Genomic DNA, 16,098 nt, shown 5'->3' on the forward strand with positions numbered 1-16,098 from the left:
TGTCATGTGAAAATGAAGGAAAAAACTGATAGGAGGGGCCCTCATTTTAGGTTTATTCTCATGGACCTCGCAGTGCTTCTTCTTCGGCTGCATATACACCAAAAACAACATTCTTATCAGTTAAATGGTATAATGGGGCACGGATTGGTCATCAATACGACTGAAATAGGGAAGCAAAAGGAGCAGCGAAAATGACTTTACAAATCAAAATTAAATATTCAGATGATACCCAAACGAGAATCAGTAAAATTGAACAGGGCGATTGGATTGATCTGCGGGCAGCTGAAGATATAACAATCAAAAAAGGTGAATTCAAACTTATCCCGCTTGGAGTTGCGATGGAACTGCCGGAAGGATATGAGGCCCATGTCGTACCGCGTTCAAGTACATATAAGCATTTCGGTATCATTCAGACAAATTCAATGGGAGTCATTGATGAATCATATAAAGGCGACAATGACTTTTGGTTTTTTCCTGCATTCGCGCTTCGGGATACCGACATATCCAAGGGGGAGCGGATCTGCCAATTCAGAATCATGAAGAAAATGCCTGAAGTGGAGCTGATCGAAGTAGACAAGCTCGGGAACAATGACCGCGGCGGACTGGGATCAACAGGCACGAAATAAAACGAAAAAAGACTGCTTAACAGCAGTCTTTTTTTTATGGAAACAGCAGTTACATTCAATTTGTTTCGGTGATTCTTGAATTGGGAAATCATACGTCACGTTCGAATTTGACTTCGAAATAAGCGGCCGCTCCGTAACCGTTTATGCCGGGAGCAAATATTTGAGCCGGACGCCAGCCCAGCTCAGCATATTGATAAAATGATTTCCCAGCAGTCTTCACTCTCCTCCAAAACTAAGGAGAAGGGTTTCATTATCATTTAAGCTTTCCGTCTCTTTGACAGAAAGACTTTTTTAAGTTAAAGGATAGAGGTTGTTTTGATGTTTTTATTCTCCAAGATGAACGGAGGTTTTGTCCAACGTATATAATATTGTGACAAAAGTGTAAACAAAAGAAAGGATGATGTTATGGCAAAAAGGGTTAAAAGAGTAGAGCGTAAAGCAGCTGGCAAAGAGGCAGAGCAGAAGAAACCGTCCAAAGTCACCCTGTTCTGCCGTTCGCTTCAAAGGCTGAAGCATTTGTATTGTAACATAAACATACAAATGCCATCAATAACCAAAAAAGGAATTTTAGTTTTGATTTTACCGTTTTTGCTCCTGCCGTTCTTTCAGGCTAATGCCGCTTCAGATATTTACGGCGGTTTCGAGGAATTAAAGCTGAATGAAGATCCTTCCGATTTTTCCATTTCAACGCGAGAGCATAACCCTTCTGTCCTCATATTAGCTATACACGGCGGAGGCATAGAGCCGGGGACCAGTGAGTTAGCCAGAGAAATTGCCGAAAACCGGAGTTTATATTTATTTGAAGGGTTAAAATCAGCCGGTAATGCGGCTCTGCATTTGACAAGTTCGCATTTCGATGAACCGAAGGCCGTGCAAATGGTGAAAGAGCACTCTAATGTCATTTCATTGCACGGTTACGGCAGTGACGATAAAAAGATAAAAATCGGCGGTACAGACAGAGAGCGGGCCGAACTTTTGACCGATGTGCTGAAACGGCACGGGTATCCTGCCGTTCTTCTTGGCATAAATGATAAATATGCAGGCGTCAGTCCGAACAACCTTGCCAATCAATCTTCATCCGGATTGAGTATTCAAATCGAAATGAGCACCGGCTTCAGAAAATCACTATTTGACACTTTTACGCTGAAAAGCAGAGCATCCACACAAAATGGGACCTTTTATCAATTCACAAAAACGATTTCTGATTTTATCAGTGACAATTATTAATAAGCACGCCTATTTTGTTGGCGGGGCTTTTTCTTTTGAAATTTATGAAACTTTAAGTTCTTAAGATCGTATACATAATTGACAGGATGAAAGAAAAGAGGTGGGCAAATGAAAGTGATGATCGGGTCTATCATTCTTCTTGTCATCATCGGATTCGGTTTATGGCTGATGCTTAGTCCAATCTTTAAACAAGTGGGAAGCGGAGCCAAAAAATTCAAAAAGTCATGGGAGGAAGAAGATCAGCATGAGCGAAAATAAGCGCGGAAACACAAAAAAAATTATCGGCGGTGTGATTATAGGTGCAGCCCTTTTAATTGCGGGCGTTACAGCGTCACTATTCATTGAAAAAATACCGAACGGTTATGTCGGGGTTGTATACTCACCGAATGGCGGGGTAAAATCCGACACATTGGACCAAGGCTGGCACTTAGTCGGATTATTTAATAAAGTAACGGAATATCCGGTGCGTATGCAGACAGTGAATAATGAAAATATAAAAGTGGCAACCTCAGACGGTAAAAATATAGAAATGGATATCGCTTACAACTATGTCGTGCAGCCTGATAAAGTAGTCGATCTGTTTAACAAATTCGGCGCGGTAGACGTTGAAACGATCGAAAATACATATTTAAAAACAAGGCTGTGGGATGCGGCGCGAAAATCAATCAGCAAATACTCGGTTATTGACACATACGGGCAAAAATCTGCAGAAGCCGCTGCCGATGTTCAAAAGAGATTTGCTGATGATATGAAGAGTCTTGGATTTTTAATTGATGATCTGACGCTTGGCGTACCGAAGCCGGATAAAGCCACACAGGAAGCTATTGATGCAAGGGTGAAGTCTTCACAGGAACTTGAACGGACACAAACTGAAATTAAAATAGCCGAAGCCGAAGCGAAAAAGAAAAAAATTGAAGCGGAAGGGATCGCTGATTACAACCAAATCATAAAGAAATCAATGTCAGATGAAATGATCAAATATAAATGGATTGAAAAATGGGACGGAAAAACGCCGAAAGCGACAGGCACAGACTCACTGCTGCAGCTGCCGCTAGACGATCAGAAGCAAAAATAAAAAGAGAAGGAGGCGATTGCCTCCTTTTTATGTTTTTTCCTGTGGGTCTTTTTCCGGCACTAATTCTTCAGACGCCTCGGTTTGATAGCTCCATAGCGTGCTATCCGTCTCTGTTGTGTCCTGATAATCTTCGGGAAGTACATATTGCTGCAAATACCGGTGAAAAAATGCCTCAAAAACAGAAATGCAAAGTGCAGAGATAACCGATGCCGCGGCAGGCGAGACATTAAATCCGCCAATATTCATAAGGAATATCCATAATATAATGAATGAAATTCCGAAATCAGCTGCAACGGCTGTGAAATTGCTTGTTCTCGGCAGAATCATGCAATCACCCGCAAAATAAGTGATTAAACTTAAGATCACTGTAATAAACAGAACGTTTAAAAAGGTTACTTGGTACATAAGATCCAGAACAATGTACAGTAAAGCAAGTGTGAGCGCCGTTTTGGAAGCGAAAGCAATTACGTGTTTCATTTGAACCACCTTCGTTATTTCGTTTAGTCTTCATTGTAAGCAATCCGCAAATTTTTAAACTGGTATATAGTGGTTATAAAGGATACGTTTTAATAAAATGTGAATAGACATCACAGGATTCACAAGTTAAAATATGTAAAAAGGGGGATGCAAATGAAAAAATACTGGATATGTATTGCTGTTTTTTTATTATGTTTTAGCGGAATACACTCAGCTAAAGCGGCTACCATTGAATTCGGATCAAAAACAAGCTTCACTTTGGAGGGAAATGCAAAAGAGTTTCATATTGAAAATCCGGGGGCTGTAGCTGCCGACGATTACTTTTTAGGATATAAGTTCACCATAATGAACAACTCTTCGTGCGGTTTAAGCATGAAACTCCAACGGATGGCGCTGAACGGAAATTTTTATACATTAAGTTCTAAAAACTACAGCGGCAGCTGGTTAAACCTCAGTGCCCAGGATAAAAAATCAATTGATCCGTATCACAAATACAGGATTCTGGTCGAAAGTTCTTCAAACGTCTGTGGCCCCGTCTATATTAAAGGGTTATACGGTGTAGAATATTATCATTTTGATTGAAAATAGATACTCGCTAAAGGCAGCGGGTTTTTTTATATTTAAATATAACTTATCGTACTATGTACTAAATATTCATATATAAATTTTGATGCACCCGCCCAAAGAAAAGATAAACAAAAGCAAATTCATCACGCACAAATATACAAAGTTGAAAAGTGGATGAAAAGTTTCTTGAGGGAAACATTATTAGTTGACTTCAAAAGTGTGATGTCGGATAATAAGAATGTAAGTTTTTCCTCCTTAGCAGATTCGTTTCTTAAGCCAGGGCGAATCTGCTTTTTTTATGCAAAAAAACCCCTTACAGAGGGGTTTTTTACGATAAATGAAGTTTAATAGAATTAATGTACGGCTCTGAATACGCCGATAACTTTCCCCAAAATGCTTACGTTTTGCAGGATAATCGGCTCCATCGTCGGATTTTCCGGCTGCAGTCGCACATAATTGTCTTCTTTATAGAAGCGCTTGACCGTCGCTTCATCATCTTCGGTCATAGCTACGACGATTTCTCCGTTATTAGCCGTGTTCTGCTGTTTGACAATGACGTAATCTTTGTCAAAAATGCCGGCGTCAATCATACTTTCTCCCATGATTTCTAACATAAAGACATGTTCGCCCGGAGGAACCATCCGGTCAGGAAGCGGAAAATACTCGTCGATATTTTCAACAGCCGTAATCGGAATACCCGCCGTCACTTTCCCGATGACCGGAACGTTTACGACCTGGCTTTTCGGAATTTGGACTTCTTCTTCATCCAATACTTCAATCGCCCTCGGTTTAGTAGGGTCCCGTCTGATCAGGCCTTTTGTCTCCAGCCGCGCCAAATGGCCGTGCACGGTTGAACTGGAAGCCAGTCCTACTGCTTCTCCTATCTCTCTTACAGAAGGCGGATATCCTTTCGTTTTTACCTCTTCTTTAATAAAACGCAGGATATCAAGCTGCCTTTTTGATAGCTTCGTCATATTTCGCACCTCAAAACGTCGATTTTAAGTAGATTATAGCATGATTTTCCTGACAGTACAAACATAGGTTCGAAAAAAACGATTGACAGAAACGTTTGTTCGTATATACTGAAAGGTATAAAAAGCGAACAAACATTCTTATCGGAGGTTGTTTACATGGCGAAAGAATCTATTATATTTGTCGGGCTGTTTACTGCGATTTTAAGTGCCGCTATTTTACTTGTCTCATGTGCGGGGAATGATCAGTCCCTCAGCCAATATGTTAAAATAAAGGTTCAGGACGGCGATACACTCTGGTCACTTGCGGATCATGTAGCAGAAAAGAAACACATTAATAAAGAAGATTTCATTGAGTGGGTGACGGAGAATAATCATCTCCAAACTGCTGATATAAAGCCCGGAGACGAGCTTATTCTTCCGGTTAAGAAAAAGCATCCGGCCGTATATCAGCTGGCCATTGTCAATTAGAGAGGAAAGAGAGAAATGAAGGCGCTCATTTATGCCCGCGTAAGCACAAACAAAGAACAGCAGCAAACATCATTAAAAAGACAGGAAGAGGAGCTCAGTGAGATCGCTGCTGCAAACGGCATGGAAGTCGTGAAAGTCATTTCTGAGAAAGCCAGCGGTTACGAAATGGACCGCGACGGAGTATTTGAAATGCTTGATGAAATTAAAAAATCACATATTGACGCGATATTGGTGCAGGACGAAACGAGATTGGGAAGAGGAAACGCCAAGATTGCGCTTTTGCATTGTATTTACAGGGAGAATGTGAAAATATATACGACGGCTCATAAAGGTGAACTGGAGCTTTCTGAAGCTGATTCGATGGTACTCGAAATCGTCAGTATTGTTGAGGAATATCAAAGGAAAATTCACAATATGAAAATCCGGCGGGGAATGAAAAGAGCCGTGAAAAACGGCTACAAACCTGAACGGAATCTGAAAAACAGGCATGAAAACAGCGGAAAAGAAAAAAAAGAGGTTCCGGTTTCGGAAATTATCAGGCTGAGAGCCAACAAGCTTACCTTTGCAGAAATCGCAGCGACCTTAAGGGGATTCGGCTACGATGTGTCCAAAGCCACGGTTCACCGGCGGTTTCAGGAATATACCGCAGACACAGAAGGCAGCTGACGCGCATCAGTTGTAAAAAAGACTGCGTTTTAGTAGTATATAATCAACACGCACCAAAGGAGCTTATTATGATTTCTAAAGAAAAAATCGCAAGAATTAACGAATTGGCTCAAAAAGCTAAATCAAACACGATAACGGATGAGGAAAAAGCTGAACAGCAAAAGCTTCGCCAGGAGTATTTGAAAGGATTCCGCTCCTCAATGAAAAATACGTTAAAGAGCGTAAAAGTGATTGATCCGGAAGGCAACGATGTCACCCCTGAAAAATTAAAAAGAGAACAACAGAAAAATAATCTTCATTAAACAGAAAGAATACGGCAATACGTATTCTTTTTTCGTATATACTAATATCAGGATGTGCTTTACGACAATTTTCAACAAGTTTATCTCAAATTTAAGCTGAAAGAGTTGAGAAAAAGTCAGCATCGCTTTATGATGAAAAGGTACAACAATATGGAAGGGGATTATAATGGATACAATTGAAAAGAAATCAGTTGCCACCATTCGTACACTATCTATAGACGCAATTGAAAAAGCGAATTCCGGACATCCGGGCATGCCGATGGGAGCTGCTCCGATGGCATACACGCTGTGGACGAAATTTATGAATGTAAATCCGCAGAATCCGGGCTGGTTTAACCGCGACCGCTTTGTTTTATCAGCAGGCCACGGTTCAATGCTTTTATACAGCATGCTGCATTTAAGCGGATATGACCTCAGCATTGAAGACTTGAAACAGTTCCGTCAATGGGGAAGCAAAACACCGGGACATCCGGAGTTCGGACACACAGCCGGAGTAGACGCAACGACCGGGCCGCTTGGACAGGGTATTGCAATGGCAGTGGGAATGGCAATTGCAGAACGCCATCTGGCTGAGACATATAACCGTGATTCTTTCAACGTAGTTGATCATTATACATACAGTATTTGCGGAGACGGTGATTTAATGGAAGGCATTTCTTCCGAAGCCGCTTCTCTTGCAGGCCATCTTGAATTAGGCCGCCTGATCGTATTATACGATTCTAATGACATTTCTTTAGACGGCGATTTAGACCGTTCTTTCTCTGAAAATGTAAAGCAGCGTTTTGAAGCAATGAACTGGGAAGTTCTTTATGTTGAGGACGGAAACAACATCGCTGAATTGACGGCTGCAATTGAAAAAGCGCGCCAGAATGATAAAAAACCGACTTTGATTGAAGTGAAAACCACGATCGGTTTCGGTTCTCCAAACCGCGCGGGCACATCCGGCGTTCACGGCGCTCCGTTAGGACTAGAAGAGAGCAAGCTGACAAAAGAAGCGTATGCTTGGACGTTTGAAGAAGATTTTTATGTTCCGGAAGAAGTATACGGGCATTTCAATCAAGCTGTAAAAGAAGCCGGTTCGAAAAAAGAACAGGAATGGAATGAACTGTTCGCGGCTTATAAAGAAAAATATCCTGAGCTTGCTGAACAGCTGTCACTCGGCATGAAAGGCGAGCTTCCTAAAGACTGGGATCAGGAAGTTCCCGTTTATGAAAAAGGCAGCAGCCTTGCTTCCCGCGCATCTTCAGGTGAGGTGCTGAACGGGATCGCTAAGAAAATTCCTTTCTTTGTCGGGGGATCTGCTGACCTTGCGGGTTCAAATAAAACGACAATCAAAAATGGAGGAGACTTCACGGCCAAAGACTACGCCGGGAAAAACTTCTGGTTCGGTGTCCGTGAATTTGCGATGGGCGCTGCATTAAACGGAATGGCGCTTCACGGCGGCCTTCGCGTATTCGGCGGCACATTCTTTGTGTTCTCTGATTATTTAAGACCTGCCATTCGTCTGGCGTCATTGATGGGTCTTCCCGTCACTTATGTATTCACACATGACAGTATTGCCGTAGGAGAGGACGGGCCGACTCACGAACCGATTGAGCAGCTTGCTTCTTTACGCGCACTTCCTAACCTTTCTGTGATCAGACCTGCTGACGGAAATGAAACCGCAGCTGCATGGAAGGTTGCCGTTCAAAGCCAAGATCATCCGACAGCTCTTGTATTGACACGCCAAAACCTGCCGACGATTGATCAGCAGGCTGAAGAAGCGTATGCGGGCGTGGAAAAAGGGGCTTATATCGTTTCCAAAGCCCAAACGGAATCACCGGCCGCTCTTCTTTTAGCGACAGGTTCTGAAGTCGGACTTGCGATCGAAGCTCAAGCGAAACTGGCTGAAGAAAACATTCACGTATCTGTAGTCAGCATGCCGAGCTGGGACCGCTTTGAAAAACAATCGGCCGAGTACAAAAACAGCGTGCTTCCTCCGAATGTGACGAAACGTCTTGCGATCGAAATGGGTTCAAGCTTCGGATGGGGTAAATTTACCGGTCTTGAAGGAGACGTTCTCGCAATTGACCGTTTCGGTGCTTCAGCTCCGGGAGAAACAATTATGAAAGAATACGGGTTTACTGCAGAAAACGTGGTTGACCGTGTGAAAAAACTTTTAAACAAATAACGAGACAAAAGAGGATGAGTCAAATCATCCTCTTTTTCCTGTTTATGCGACAAAAATAGAAGGGGCGGCGTAACAGTAATAGACAATTCTTTCTTTTCTCCTTTTGTATAATAGAAAGCAATAACGAAGCGCTGTAAAAGGGGATGAGGAAATGGAACGTCATTACTATACGCACCTGATAAAGGATGAGTTTGCGAACCACTACTTCGGGCGGGAAACGGCTATGTTTGAGTTGTTTCGAGACTATCATTGGACAGACCTGACACCCCAGGAATATCAAATGACAGAAAAGCAAGTTCAATATATAACGGAACCGATTCCGGTGATACATATGCATCAGCGTCTCCAGCTGCATTTAAACCGAATGAGTTACAGCCGTTTGGATTCCATTTACCGGCTTACACTGCCCGGAGAAAAGGGCCGCGCCACCTTCATGATGAAAGACAGTTTAATTGAGATTGCAGCTTCGGGAGATTATGAGGCGGAAACGATTTTCTTTGAGATTCTGCGTAAAATCAGCCCCTGTTTTCTTGCAATGGATTTCAAGACACGGCGCTACGGGTGGTTAAATCCGGTCAGAGAAAGAAATTTTGTCTAAAAACGAGGAAAAAGAGATGTAAATGTTGTATAATAGCCTTTGGTTTAGTACACTTTAAACTAGACAACATGAAGGAGGAAATAAAATGACTTTATGGGTTGGCATCCTAGTGGGCGTTGTCGCATTGCTCATAGGTGTTGCACTCGGGTTTTTTATTGCTCGTAAATATATGATGAGCTATTTGAAAAAGAATCCGCCTATTAATGAACAAATGTTACGCATGATGATGATGCAAATGGGAATGAAACCTTCTCAAAAGAAAATTAATCAAATGATGAAAGCCATGAATAATCAAGCGAAATAATACGTACAGATTATGATATAGAGATACATGGTTATAAAAATAAAAAACCCGGAGAGGGTTTTTTATTTTGACGTCATGTTTCACCCCAACTGCCGGTGTGCAGTTCTTTTTGGTATTGTATGAGAAGGTGGTCAAGCTCCTGGCTGAGTTCTATCGTAATGTTTGATGTCATTCCGTTTGTCATGACGATTTTAAGCAGCTCTGCCCGTTTTTTTTCAATTTCATTTAATAGATGCTCTCTAATCACAGGGATATATCCTTTCATACATAAATCTTTCACCTGAGTCGCTATTATTATATCCACATTTATACTGTTTTTCAAATAAGAAGGAGTATAATATCTCGATGTCAAATTAAATTATATAAGCTTTTTCTATAAAAAGTAATCCTTCTCGGGAAAGTGTTAAAAAAATGAAATGATTTTGTCATAACTCGAAGGGAGTGTGTCATCGTGAGTTTTAATTACTTTCTGACGTTTGGGGCCGGATTTCTGTCTTTCATTTCTCCATGCTGTCTGCCGTTGTATCCCGCTTTTTTGTCTTACATAACTGGTGTCAGTATGGACGAGGTGAAAACAGAAAAGGTGATGCTGCAAAAGCGCGGCCTCGTGCATACACTTTGTTTTTTGCTTGGTTTCTCCGTGATTTTTATCGCATTGGGATATGGAACTTCGTTTATCGGCAGTTTTTTTACCCAATATCATGAAGCGATCCGCCAGTTTGGCGCTATCATGCTGATCCTTTTCGGGCTGGTTACTGCCGGTGTGTTTCAGCCGAAATTCATGATGAAAGAGCGGCGCATTCACTTTAAGCGCCGTCCGGAGGGGTTTATCGGTTCGGTTCTGATCGGTCTTGCGTTTGCAGCCGGCTGGTCGCCGTGCAGCGGGCCTATTTTAGGAGCCGTGTTTTCGCTGGCCAATACAAATCCTTCTTCAGCAGTGCCGTATATGTTTTTATATGTTCTCGGATTTGCGATTCCTTTTCTTGTTCTTTCATTTTTTATTACCAGAATGAATTGGATTCGCAAGCATCAGCTGCTTATCATGAAAATCGGCGGCATTCTTATGATTCTGATCGGAGTTATGCTGTTTTTTAACTGGATGAGCTACATTCTGATCGTTCTGTCAAATCTTTTCGGAGGATTTACGGGTCTGTAACGGATTAATAACTTTTGAACTATTATATACCCTTTTGTTTTTGGTACAATAAGACTAGTTAATGTTAAATATGTGGAGGGGAATATGACACGAGTTTTAGTTGTAGATGACGCCAAGTTCATGAGGGTGAAAATCAGAGAGATTCTGGAATCGGCGAATTACACAGTGGCCGGGGAAGCGGCTGACGGTGAGGAAGCTCTGGCAGTATATCAAAGAATCCGTCCCGACCTGGTGACTATGGATATTACCATGCCGGTCAAAAACGGTATACAGGCGCTGCAGGATATTTTAGCTTTTGACCCGAAAGCCCGGATCATCATGTGCACCGCCATGCGGCAGCAGCGGATCGTTCTGGAAGCGATTGAATTAGGCGCTAAAGACTTTATCGTTAAACCGTTTGAAGCATCTAAAGTGCTGGAGGCCGTAGGGCGGGTAACGGGAACGTAAACGTGTTCTCTTTTCAAATTGGTTTTTTTTATGTTTTTGGAGTATAGTATATAGTATCAAACTCCGTGCAAGCAAAGGAATGATAAAGATGATGATTATAATTTCATCCGTTATTGCAGCGGCCATGGCAATTTCCGTGATGATCGTCAGGATTAAATCCTCCGACAAGCCCGCTTCATCTAAAAAAATAATTCTCCCGCCGATTTTCATGAGTACGGGAGCGCTTATGTTCCTTTTTCCGATTTTCAGAGTGACGGGCGAAGAATTTTTGGAGGCCATTACGCTGGGCGTGATCTTCTCTATTTTTCTGATTAAAACATCTAAATTTGAGATTAAAAATAATGAAATCTACTTAAAACGGTCAAAAGCGTTTGTGTTTATCCTGATTGGTTTGCTGGTTATCAGAATCGCTATGAAATCCATTTTGAGCACGACGATTGATTACGGAGCTTTAAGCGGAATGTTTTGGATTCTTGCTTTCGGAATGATTGTCCCGTGGCGCATCGCGATGTTTTTGTCTTACCGCAAACTTTCGAATGAACTGAAGACCGCTGATATTCAGATGAATTAAAACCTTTCCGTCCGCCGGAAAGGTTTTTTATTTGAGCAGTGCTTGATAAGGAGTAAGATCAATCTGTTTTTCACGGAGATGCTTTTTTAAAAATTGATGATCACGCTTAGGAGTGGCCAGTATGTAACCCCTGATGATTAAATCACGGTTTATTTGTTCAGCTTCCTCCGCTAAGGAAAGTTCACCGATTTTTCCGGCGATTTTCGCTTTGGCTACATCCCGAAAGAGCTCCGGCACGGGGGCGACCAATTCATCCAAAAACGCCTTGTCACCCTCATTCCATAAGTGCCTGCTTTTTTCAATATAATAGTCCTGCCAATCCAGTTCTGACCGGCCGTCTTCTTTCGGTAAACGTTTTAAAAATTTTCGAAACATAAAAAATCCGCCGATAGACAGCAATCCGATCATCACGATGACCCAAAATAAAATAAACCACATAAACCAGCCTTCCAGCATTGTTCTATCTCCTCCTTACTTTAACCATATTGTAAACGAAGACAGAATAGAAGAACACATGAAAAAAAGAATAGAAAAAATGATAGATGTCCAGTCATTCCGGTTGCTAGAACATATTCTATCGTATAGTGATTCTGCTATTTGGCCATGGGAGATTCACTTTGAGGGTATATGACTGATATGACCGGACAAAAAAGCCGCTTCCATTGAGGGATGAAAGCGGCTTTTTTATGTTATAGAGGAAATTGAAAGGAAAAAGAGGCAGGAGTCTCATTTGGCTCCTTGTTCATGGAGACGGTCAGAATATGGTTGGTGAAATCAGTGAAAATATGTTTGTCATTCAGATAAAAAGGAAGCACCATTTGTTTGTTTAACGTCCGTTCAAGCGTTTTAACAGAGAGCATAAACTCATTTCCCGAAAGAGTGACGGTTATCGCTTGCACCTGTTTCAGCGCCGTCAGGTCGGCTTCAATGATATATTCACGGCTTGTTTCATATAGATCGATCGGCAGCGTCTCATCATACCAAGCATACGGATCCTCGTAAAACTGCCGCAGCCATTCTTCCGTATCATCAAATTCTTCAGCGTTTTTTGAGTGATTCATGGAAGCATCCCTCCATATTAAAAAGCCTTGCTATAACGTATGCAGAAGCTTTGAATGGGTGAATGGCACAAAAAAACAGACACCGGGGTCTGTTTTACATATCGTGGCTTGTATTATGTTTTTGTCTTGTATGGTTGCGGTTTTTCACTTTTTTGCTTCCGCTCAGCGGTTCCGGCTGGCCGGGGTTATGGCCCTTCGGAGCATTTTTATGCATATCTTTACTCGTATTTTTATTTGTCATGTTAAAGCCTCCTTTTTAAGGTGTTCCGGCTATTGGTTTGTTTTTCTTTTTTTATTGTTCTGCCGTTCCTCTTCCGTCAAAACGAGCTGGTCATTTTCTATATAGCCCGCGCCTTTGCCTTGGCTTTTCGCATCATTCATGCCGTTCATTACATGATTGGCTTTCCGTTTTACCATGATCATCACCTCAACATTAATATGGCTCTTTACAGCCCGTTGTATGAGGCGGAAAATCGGACAAAATTTACCGAAAATCATGCTGATAAGACGATCTTATTGTATTTAATAAAAACATTGATATTTACTTATGTATGATTTTATACTAAGATGAAATTGTGAGAAAATTGTGATGGAATGTGAACATTCATCTAAAGAACGATCTTGATCATTGAAGGGGGATTTTGGAGAATGACAAATCAGCAAAAAGTCGCAACACAAGACGTTTTCCAAGCAAGAAAAACATTTTCTTCAAATGGGAAAACATACAACTACTATTCATTAAAAGCATTGGAAGACGCAGGGGTCGGCAATGTTTCAAAACTTCCTTATTCTATTAAGGTTCTTTTGGAATCCGTTTTGCGTCAGGTAGACGGACGCGTCATTACAAAAGAACATGTTGAAAATTTAGCAAGATGGGGTACTGCTGAATTAAAAGATATCGATGTGCCGTTTAAACCGTCACGGGTTATTCTACAGGACTTTACCGGCGTTCCGGCCGTAGTTGACCTGGCATCTTTAAGAAAAGCCATGGCCTCTGTCGGCGGAGACCCTGATAAAATTAATCCTGAAATTCCGGTTGACCTGGTCATTGACCACTCCGTACAAGTCGACAAAGCCGGTACGGAAGACGCGTTAGCCATTAATATGGACTTAGAATTCGAAAGAAATGCAGAACGTTATAAATTTTTAAGCTGGGCAAAGAAAGCGTTTAACAATTATCAGGCGGTTCCGCCTGCAACAGGTATCGTTCACCAGGTAAACCTTGAGTTTTTGGCAAGTGTCGTTCATACGAAAGAGGAAGACGGAGAACTTGTGACATATCCTGATACATTGGTGGGAACAGATTCCCATACAACGATGATTAACGGAATCGGCGTCCTCGGCTGGGGTGTCGGCGGTATTGAGGCGGAAGCGGGAATGCTCGGCCAGCCTTCATATTTCCCTGTTCCTGAGGTCATCGGCGCGAAACTTGTCGGAAAATTGCCTAATGGAACGACGGCGACTGACTTGGCGCTGAAAGTCACTCAAGTGCTGCGCGAAAAAGGTGTAGTCAATAAATTTGTTGAATTCTTCGGTCCTGGTGTTGCTGAGCTTCCGCTTGCGGATCGTGCGACTATTGCCAATATGGCGCCGGAATACGGAGCGACTTGCGGATTCTTCCCGGTTGACGAGGAAGCACTTTCTTACCTGCGTCTGACCGGCCGTGAAGAAGAGCAGATCGATATTGTGGAAGCATACTGCCGCAACAACGGTTTATTCTATACGCCTGACGCGGAAGAGCCGATTTTTACAGACGTTGTGGAAATTGATCTGTCAAAAATCGAAGCGAACCTTTCAGGACCGAAACGTCCGCAGGATTTAATCCCGCTTTCCGTTATGCAGGAAACGTTTAAAAAACATCTTGTCAGCCCGGCCGGCAACCAAGGATTCGGAGCGGATGCTGCTGAAGAGAACAAAGAAATTTCATTTAAACTTAACAGCGGTGAAGATGCGGTTATGAAAACAGGGGCGATTGCAATCGCCGCTATTACAAGCTGTACGAATACATCAAACCCTTTTGTATTAATCGGTGCCGGATTGGTAGCCAAAAAAGCGGTAGAATTAGGCTTGAAAGTGCCGAATTATGTTAAAACATCACTTGCACCGGGGTCTAAGGTTGTTACTGGATACTTAGTCAACTCAGGCCTGCTTCCTTACATGAAGGAGCTCGGCTTTAACCTCGTAGGGTATGGCTGTACGACATGTATCGGGAACTCCGGCCCGCTTTCTCCAGAGATTGAAGAAGCGGTTGCTAAAAATGATCTCTTGATCACTTCTGTCTTGTCGGGTAACAGAAACTTTGAAGGCCGGATCCATCCGCTTGTCAAAGGAAACTACCTTGCGTCACCTCCGCTTGTTGTCGCATACGCATTAGCAGGCACTGTGAATATCAACCTGAAAACGGATCCGATCGGTGTCGGAAATGACGGACAAAATGTTTATTTCGATGACATCTGGCCGTCCATGGATGAAATCAATTCTCTCGTCAAACAGACTGTTACGCCGGAATTATTCCGCAAAGAGTATGAAACGGTATTTGACGACAACCAACGCTGGAATGAAATCGAAACGACGGATGAAGCGCTGTACAAGTGGGATCAGGATTCCACTTACATTCAAAACCCGCCGTTCTTTGAGGAAATGTCTGTAGAGCCGGGAAAAGTTGAGCCTTTAAGAGGACTTCGCGTTGTCGGCAAATTCGGCGATTCCGTGACGACTGACCACATTTCTCCGGCCGGAGCGATCGGAAAAGACACACCGGCGGGCAAATACCTGCAGGAAAAAGGCGTTTCTCCTCGTGACTTTAACTCTTACGGCTCACGCCGCGGAAACCATGAAGTCATGATGAGAGGAACATTCGCCAATATCCGCATTAAAAACCAAATCGCACCGGGTACAGAAGGCGGATACACAACACATTGGCCTACCGGGAAAGTGACATCTATTTATGATGCCTGCATGCGGTATAAAGAAGATAAAACGGGCCTTGTCGTCCTAGCTGGAAAAGATTACGGAATGGGCTCTTCACGTGACTGGGCTGCAAAAGGAACAAACCTGCTCGGCATTAGAACAGTCATTGCCGAAAGCTTTGAAAGAATTCACAGAAGCAACCTCGTCTTTATGGGTGTGCTGCCGCTCCAGTTCAAACAGGGTGAAAACGCGGATACACTCGGCTTAACCGGTAAGGAAGTCATCGAGGTGGATGTTGATGAATCTGTACGTCCGCGCGACTTGCTGACTGTCAGAGCAATCAGTGAAGATGGTACGGTAAAAACATTTGAAGTTGTTGTCCGTTTTGACAGTGAAGTGGAAATTGATTACTATCGCCACGGCGGCATTTTACAAATGGTGCTTCGCGATAAAATGAAACAGTAGCAGAATGAACAAAGGAGAGAAAGCAGTCTGCTTT

General features: G+C 42.6%; 22 protein-coding genes and 1 pseudogene. 15 read left to right on the top strand and 8 right to left on the bottom strand.

The features are described from left to right. The first annotated feature begins 191 nt into the window (after positions 1-191). Entirely contained in the window at positions 192-626 is a 435-nt protein-coding gene (locus HWY38_RS10040) for a dUTP diphosphatase (RefSeq protein WP_003154017.1), read from the top strand. An 88-nt stretch (positions 627-714) separates the two neighbouring features. Here HWY38_RS10040 and HWY38_RS10045 read toward each other — a convergent pair. Further along, a pseudogene (locus HWY38_RS10045) lies at positions 715-822 on the bottom strand (DUF4177 domain-containing protein); the annotation flags it as partial. Between the two features lie 209 nt (positions 823-1,031). Between HWY38_RS10045 and HWY38_RS10050 the strand changes: the two are divergent. From HWY38_RS10050 to HWY38_RS10060, 3 genes are all read left to right on the top strand, one after another. After that, complete coding sequence (locus HWY38_RS10050) at positions 1,032-1,853, top strand: poly-gamma-glutamate hydrolase family protein (protein WP_224181753.1); 822 nt, start codon at positions 1,032-1,034, stop codon at positions 1,851-1,853. 108 nt (positions 1,854-1,961) lie between these two features. Next, positions 1,962-2,111, top strand: coding sequence for a hypothetical protein (locus HWY38_RS10055; protein WP_007410334.1), 150 nt, complete (start codon positions 1,962-1,964; stop codon positions 2,109-2,111). After that, the gene (locus HWY38_RS10060; RefSeq protein ID WP_069007440.1) at positions 2,098-2,928 is read left to right on the top strand and encodes a prohibitin family protein; all 831 of its coding nucleotides are present in this window, start codon (positions 2,098-2,100) and stop codon (positions 2,926-2,928) included. The genes HWY38_RS10055 and HWY38_RS10060 overlap by 14 nt, the downstream gene beginning before the upstream one ends. A 27-nt stretch (positions 2,929-2,955) precedes the next feature. On the opposite strand, the gene HWY38_RS10065 is transcribed toward HWY38_RS10060, so the two are convergent. Continuing rightward, positions 2,956-3,405 (bottom strand): YndM family protein, encoded by a 450-nt coding sequence (locus tag HWY38_RS10065; protein WP_003154009.1) that lies wholly within the window; start codon positions 3,403-3,405, stop codon positions 2,956-2,958. 153 nt (positions 3,406-3,558) lie between these two features. Between HWY38_RS10065 and HWY38_RS10070 the strand changes: the two genes are divergently transcribed. Beyond that, the gene (locus HWY38_RS10070) at positions 3,559-3,987 is read left to right on the top strand and encodes a hypothetical protein (protein WP_224181754.1); all 429 of its coding nucleotides are present in this window, start codon (positions 3,559-3,561) and stop codon (positions 3,985-3,987) included. A 338-nt stretch (positions 3,988-4,325) separates the two neighbouring features. Here the strand turns inward: HWY38_RS10070 and lexA are convergent, their stop codons facing one another. Then, positions 4,326-4,946 (bottom strand): transcriptional repressor LexA, encoded by a 621-nt coding sequence (lexA, locus tag HWY38_RS10075; protein WP_007611720.1) that lies wholly within the window; start codon positions 4,944-4,946, stop codon positions 4,326-4,328. A 156-nt stretch (positions 4,947-5,102) separates the two neighbouring features. On the opposite strand from lexA, the gene yneA reads away from it, so the two are divergent. From yneA to HWY38_RS10105, 6 genes are all read left to right on the top strand, one after another. Next, positions 5,103-5,414, top strand: a complete 312-nt coding sequence (gene yneA, locus HWY38_RS10080; RefSeq protein ID WP_003154001.1) for a cell division suppressor protein YneA — start codon at positions 5,103-5,105, stop codon at positions 5,412-5,414. A 15-nt stretch (positions 5,415-5,429) separates the two neighbouring features. Then, on the top strand, positions 5,430-6,080 hold the full coding sequence (locus HWY38_RS10085) for a recombinase family protein (RefSeq protein WP_003153998.1): 651 nt from the start codon (positions 5,430-5,432) through the stop codon (positions 6,078-6,080). A gap of 68 nt (positions 6,081-6,148) precedes the next feature. Beyond that, the gene (locus HWY38_RS10090; protein ID WP_003153997.1) at positions 6,149-6,382 is read left to right on the top strand and encodes a DUF896 domain-containing protein; all 234 of its coding nucleotides are present in this window, start codon (positions 6,149-6,151) and stop codon (positions 6,380-6,382) included. A gap of 166 nt (positions 6,383-6,548) precedes the next feature. Then, positions 6,549-8,552 carry a transketolase gene (tkt, locus tag HWY38_RS10095; protein WP_007611727.1) on the top strand — a complete coding sequence of 668 codons (2,004 nt, stop codon included), beginning with the start codon at positions 6,549-6,551 and terminating at the stop codon, positions 8,550-8,552. Between the two features lie 151 nt (positions 8,553-8,703). After that, positions 8,704-9,150 (top strand): sporulation inhibitor of replication protein SirA, encoded by a 447-nt coding sequence (sirA, locus tag HWY38_RS10100; RefSeq protein ID WP_003153995.1) that lies wholly within the window; start codon positions 8,704-8,706, stop codon positions 9,148-9,150. Positions 9,151-9,235: 85 nt separating this feature from the next. Next, the gene (locus tag HWY38_RS10105; protein ID WP_003153994.1) at positions 9,236-9,454 is read left to right on the top strand and encodes a YneF family protein; all 219 of its coding nucleotides are present in this window, start codon (positions 9,236-9,238) and stop codon (positions 9,452-9,454) included. A 73-nt stretch (positions 9,455-9,527) separates the two neighbouring features. Here HWY38_RS10105 and HWY38_RS10110 read toward each other — a convergent pair whose 3' ends face one another. Continuing rightward, positions 9,528-9,701 carry an aspartyl-phosphate phosphatase Spo0E family protein gene (locus tag HWY38_RS10110; protein WP_012117647.1) on the bottom strand — a complete coding sequence of 58 codons (174 nt, stop codon included), beginning with the start codon at positions 9,699-9,701 and terminating at the stop codon, positions 9,528-9,530. A gap of 201 nt (positions 9,702-9,902) precedes the next feature. Between HWY38_RS10110 and HWY38_RS10115 the strand changes: the two genes are divergently transcribed. The 3 genes from HWY38_RS10115 (at position 9,903) to HWY38_RS10125 (ending at position 11,628) form a co-directional block, all read left to right on the top strand. Then, a complete protein-coding gene (locus tag HWY38_RS10115) occupies positions 9,903-10,610 on the top strand; it encodes a cytochrome c biogenesis protein CcdA (RefSeq protein WP_087920767.1) in 708 nt (235 codons plus the stop codon). Between the two features lie 84 nt (positions 10,611-10,694). Continuing rightward, positions 10,695-11,057: a response regulator gene (locus HWY38_RS10120; RefSeq protein ID WP_224181755.1), complete on the top strand. Its 363-nt coding sequence runs from the start codon at positions 10,695-10,697 to the stop codon at positions 11,055-11,057. A 79-nt stretch (positions 11,058-11,136) separates the two neighbouring features. Continuing rightward, positions 11,137-11,628 (top strand): CcdC family protein, encoded by a 492-nt coding sequence (locus HWY38_RS10125; RefSeq protein WP_224181756.1) that lies wholly within the window; start codon positions 11,137-11,139, stop codon positions 11,626-11,628. A 27-nt stretch (positions 11,629-11,655) separates the two neighbouring features. Here the strand turns inward: HWY38_RS10125 and HWY38_RS10130 are convergent, their stop codons facing one another. The 4 genes from HWY38_RS10130 to sspO all read right to left on the bottom strand — a co-directional run bounded on the left by HWY38_RS10130 (position 11,656) and on the right by sspO (position 13,106). Continuing rightward, entirely contained in the window at positions 11,656-12,084 is a 429-nt protein-coding gene (locus tag HWY38_RS10130) for a DUF2621 domain-containing protein (protein ID WP_007410325.1), read from the bottom strand. Positions 12,085-12,317: 233 nt separating this feature from the next. Beyond that, positions 12,318-12,689, bottom strand: coding sequence for an Hsp20/alpha crystallin family protein (locus HWY38_RS10135; protein ID WP_224181757.1), 372 nt, complete (start codon positions 12,687-12,689; stop codon positions 12,318-12,320). A 94-nt stretch (positions 12,690-12,783) separates the two neighbouring features. Further along, on the bottom strand, positions 12,784-12,930 hold the full coding sequence (locus tag HWY38_RS10140) for a small acid-soluble spore protein P (protein ID WP_003153984.1): 147 nt from the start codon (positions 12,928-12,930) through the stop codon (positions 12,784-12,786). A gap of 29 nt (positions 12,931-12,959) precedes the next feature. After that, a complete protein-coding gene (gene sspO / locus HWY38_RS10145) occupies positions 12,960-13,106 on the bottom strand; it encodes an acid-soluble spore protein SspO (RefSeq protein WP_032875047.1) in 147 nt (48 codons plus the stop codon). 231 nt (positions 13,107-13,337) lie between these two features. On the opposite strand from sspO, the gene acnA reads away from it, so the two are divergent. Further along, positions 13,338-16,064 carry an aconitate hydratase AcnA gene (gene acnA, locus HWY38_RS10150; protein ID WP_032875049.1) on the top strand — a complete coding sequence of 909 codons (2,727 nt, stop codon included), beginning with the start codon at positions 13,338-13,340 and terminating at the stop codon, positions 16,062-16,064. Positions 16,065-16,098 lie beyond the last annotated feature (34 nt).

The sequence above is a fragment of the Bacillus sp. KS1 genome (assembly GCF_020075515.1).
Classification (GTDB): Bacteria; Bacillota; Bacilli; order Bacillales; family Bacillaceae; genus Bacillus; species Bacillus velezensis.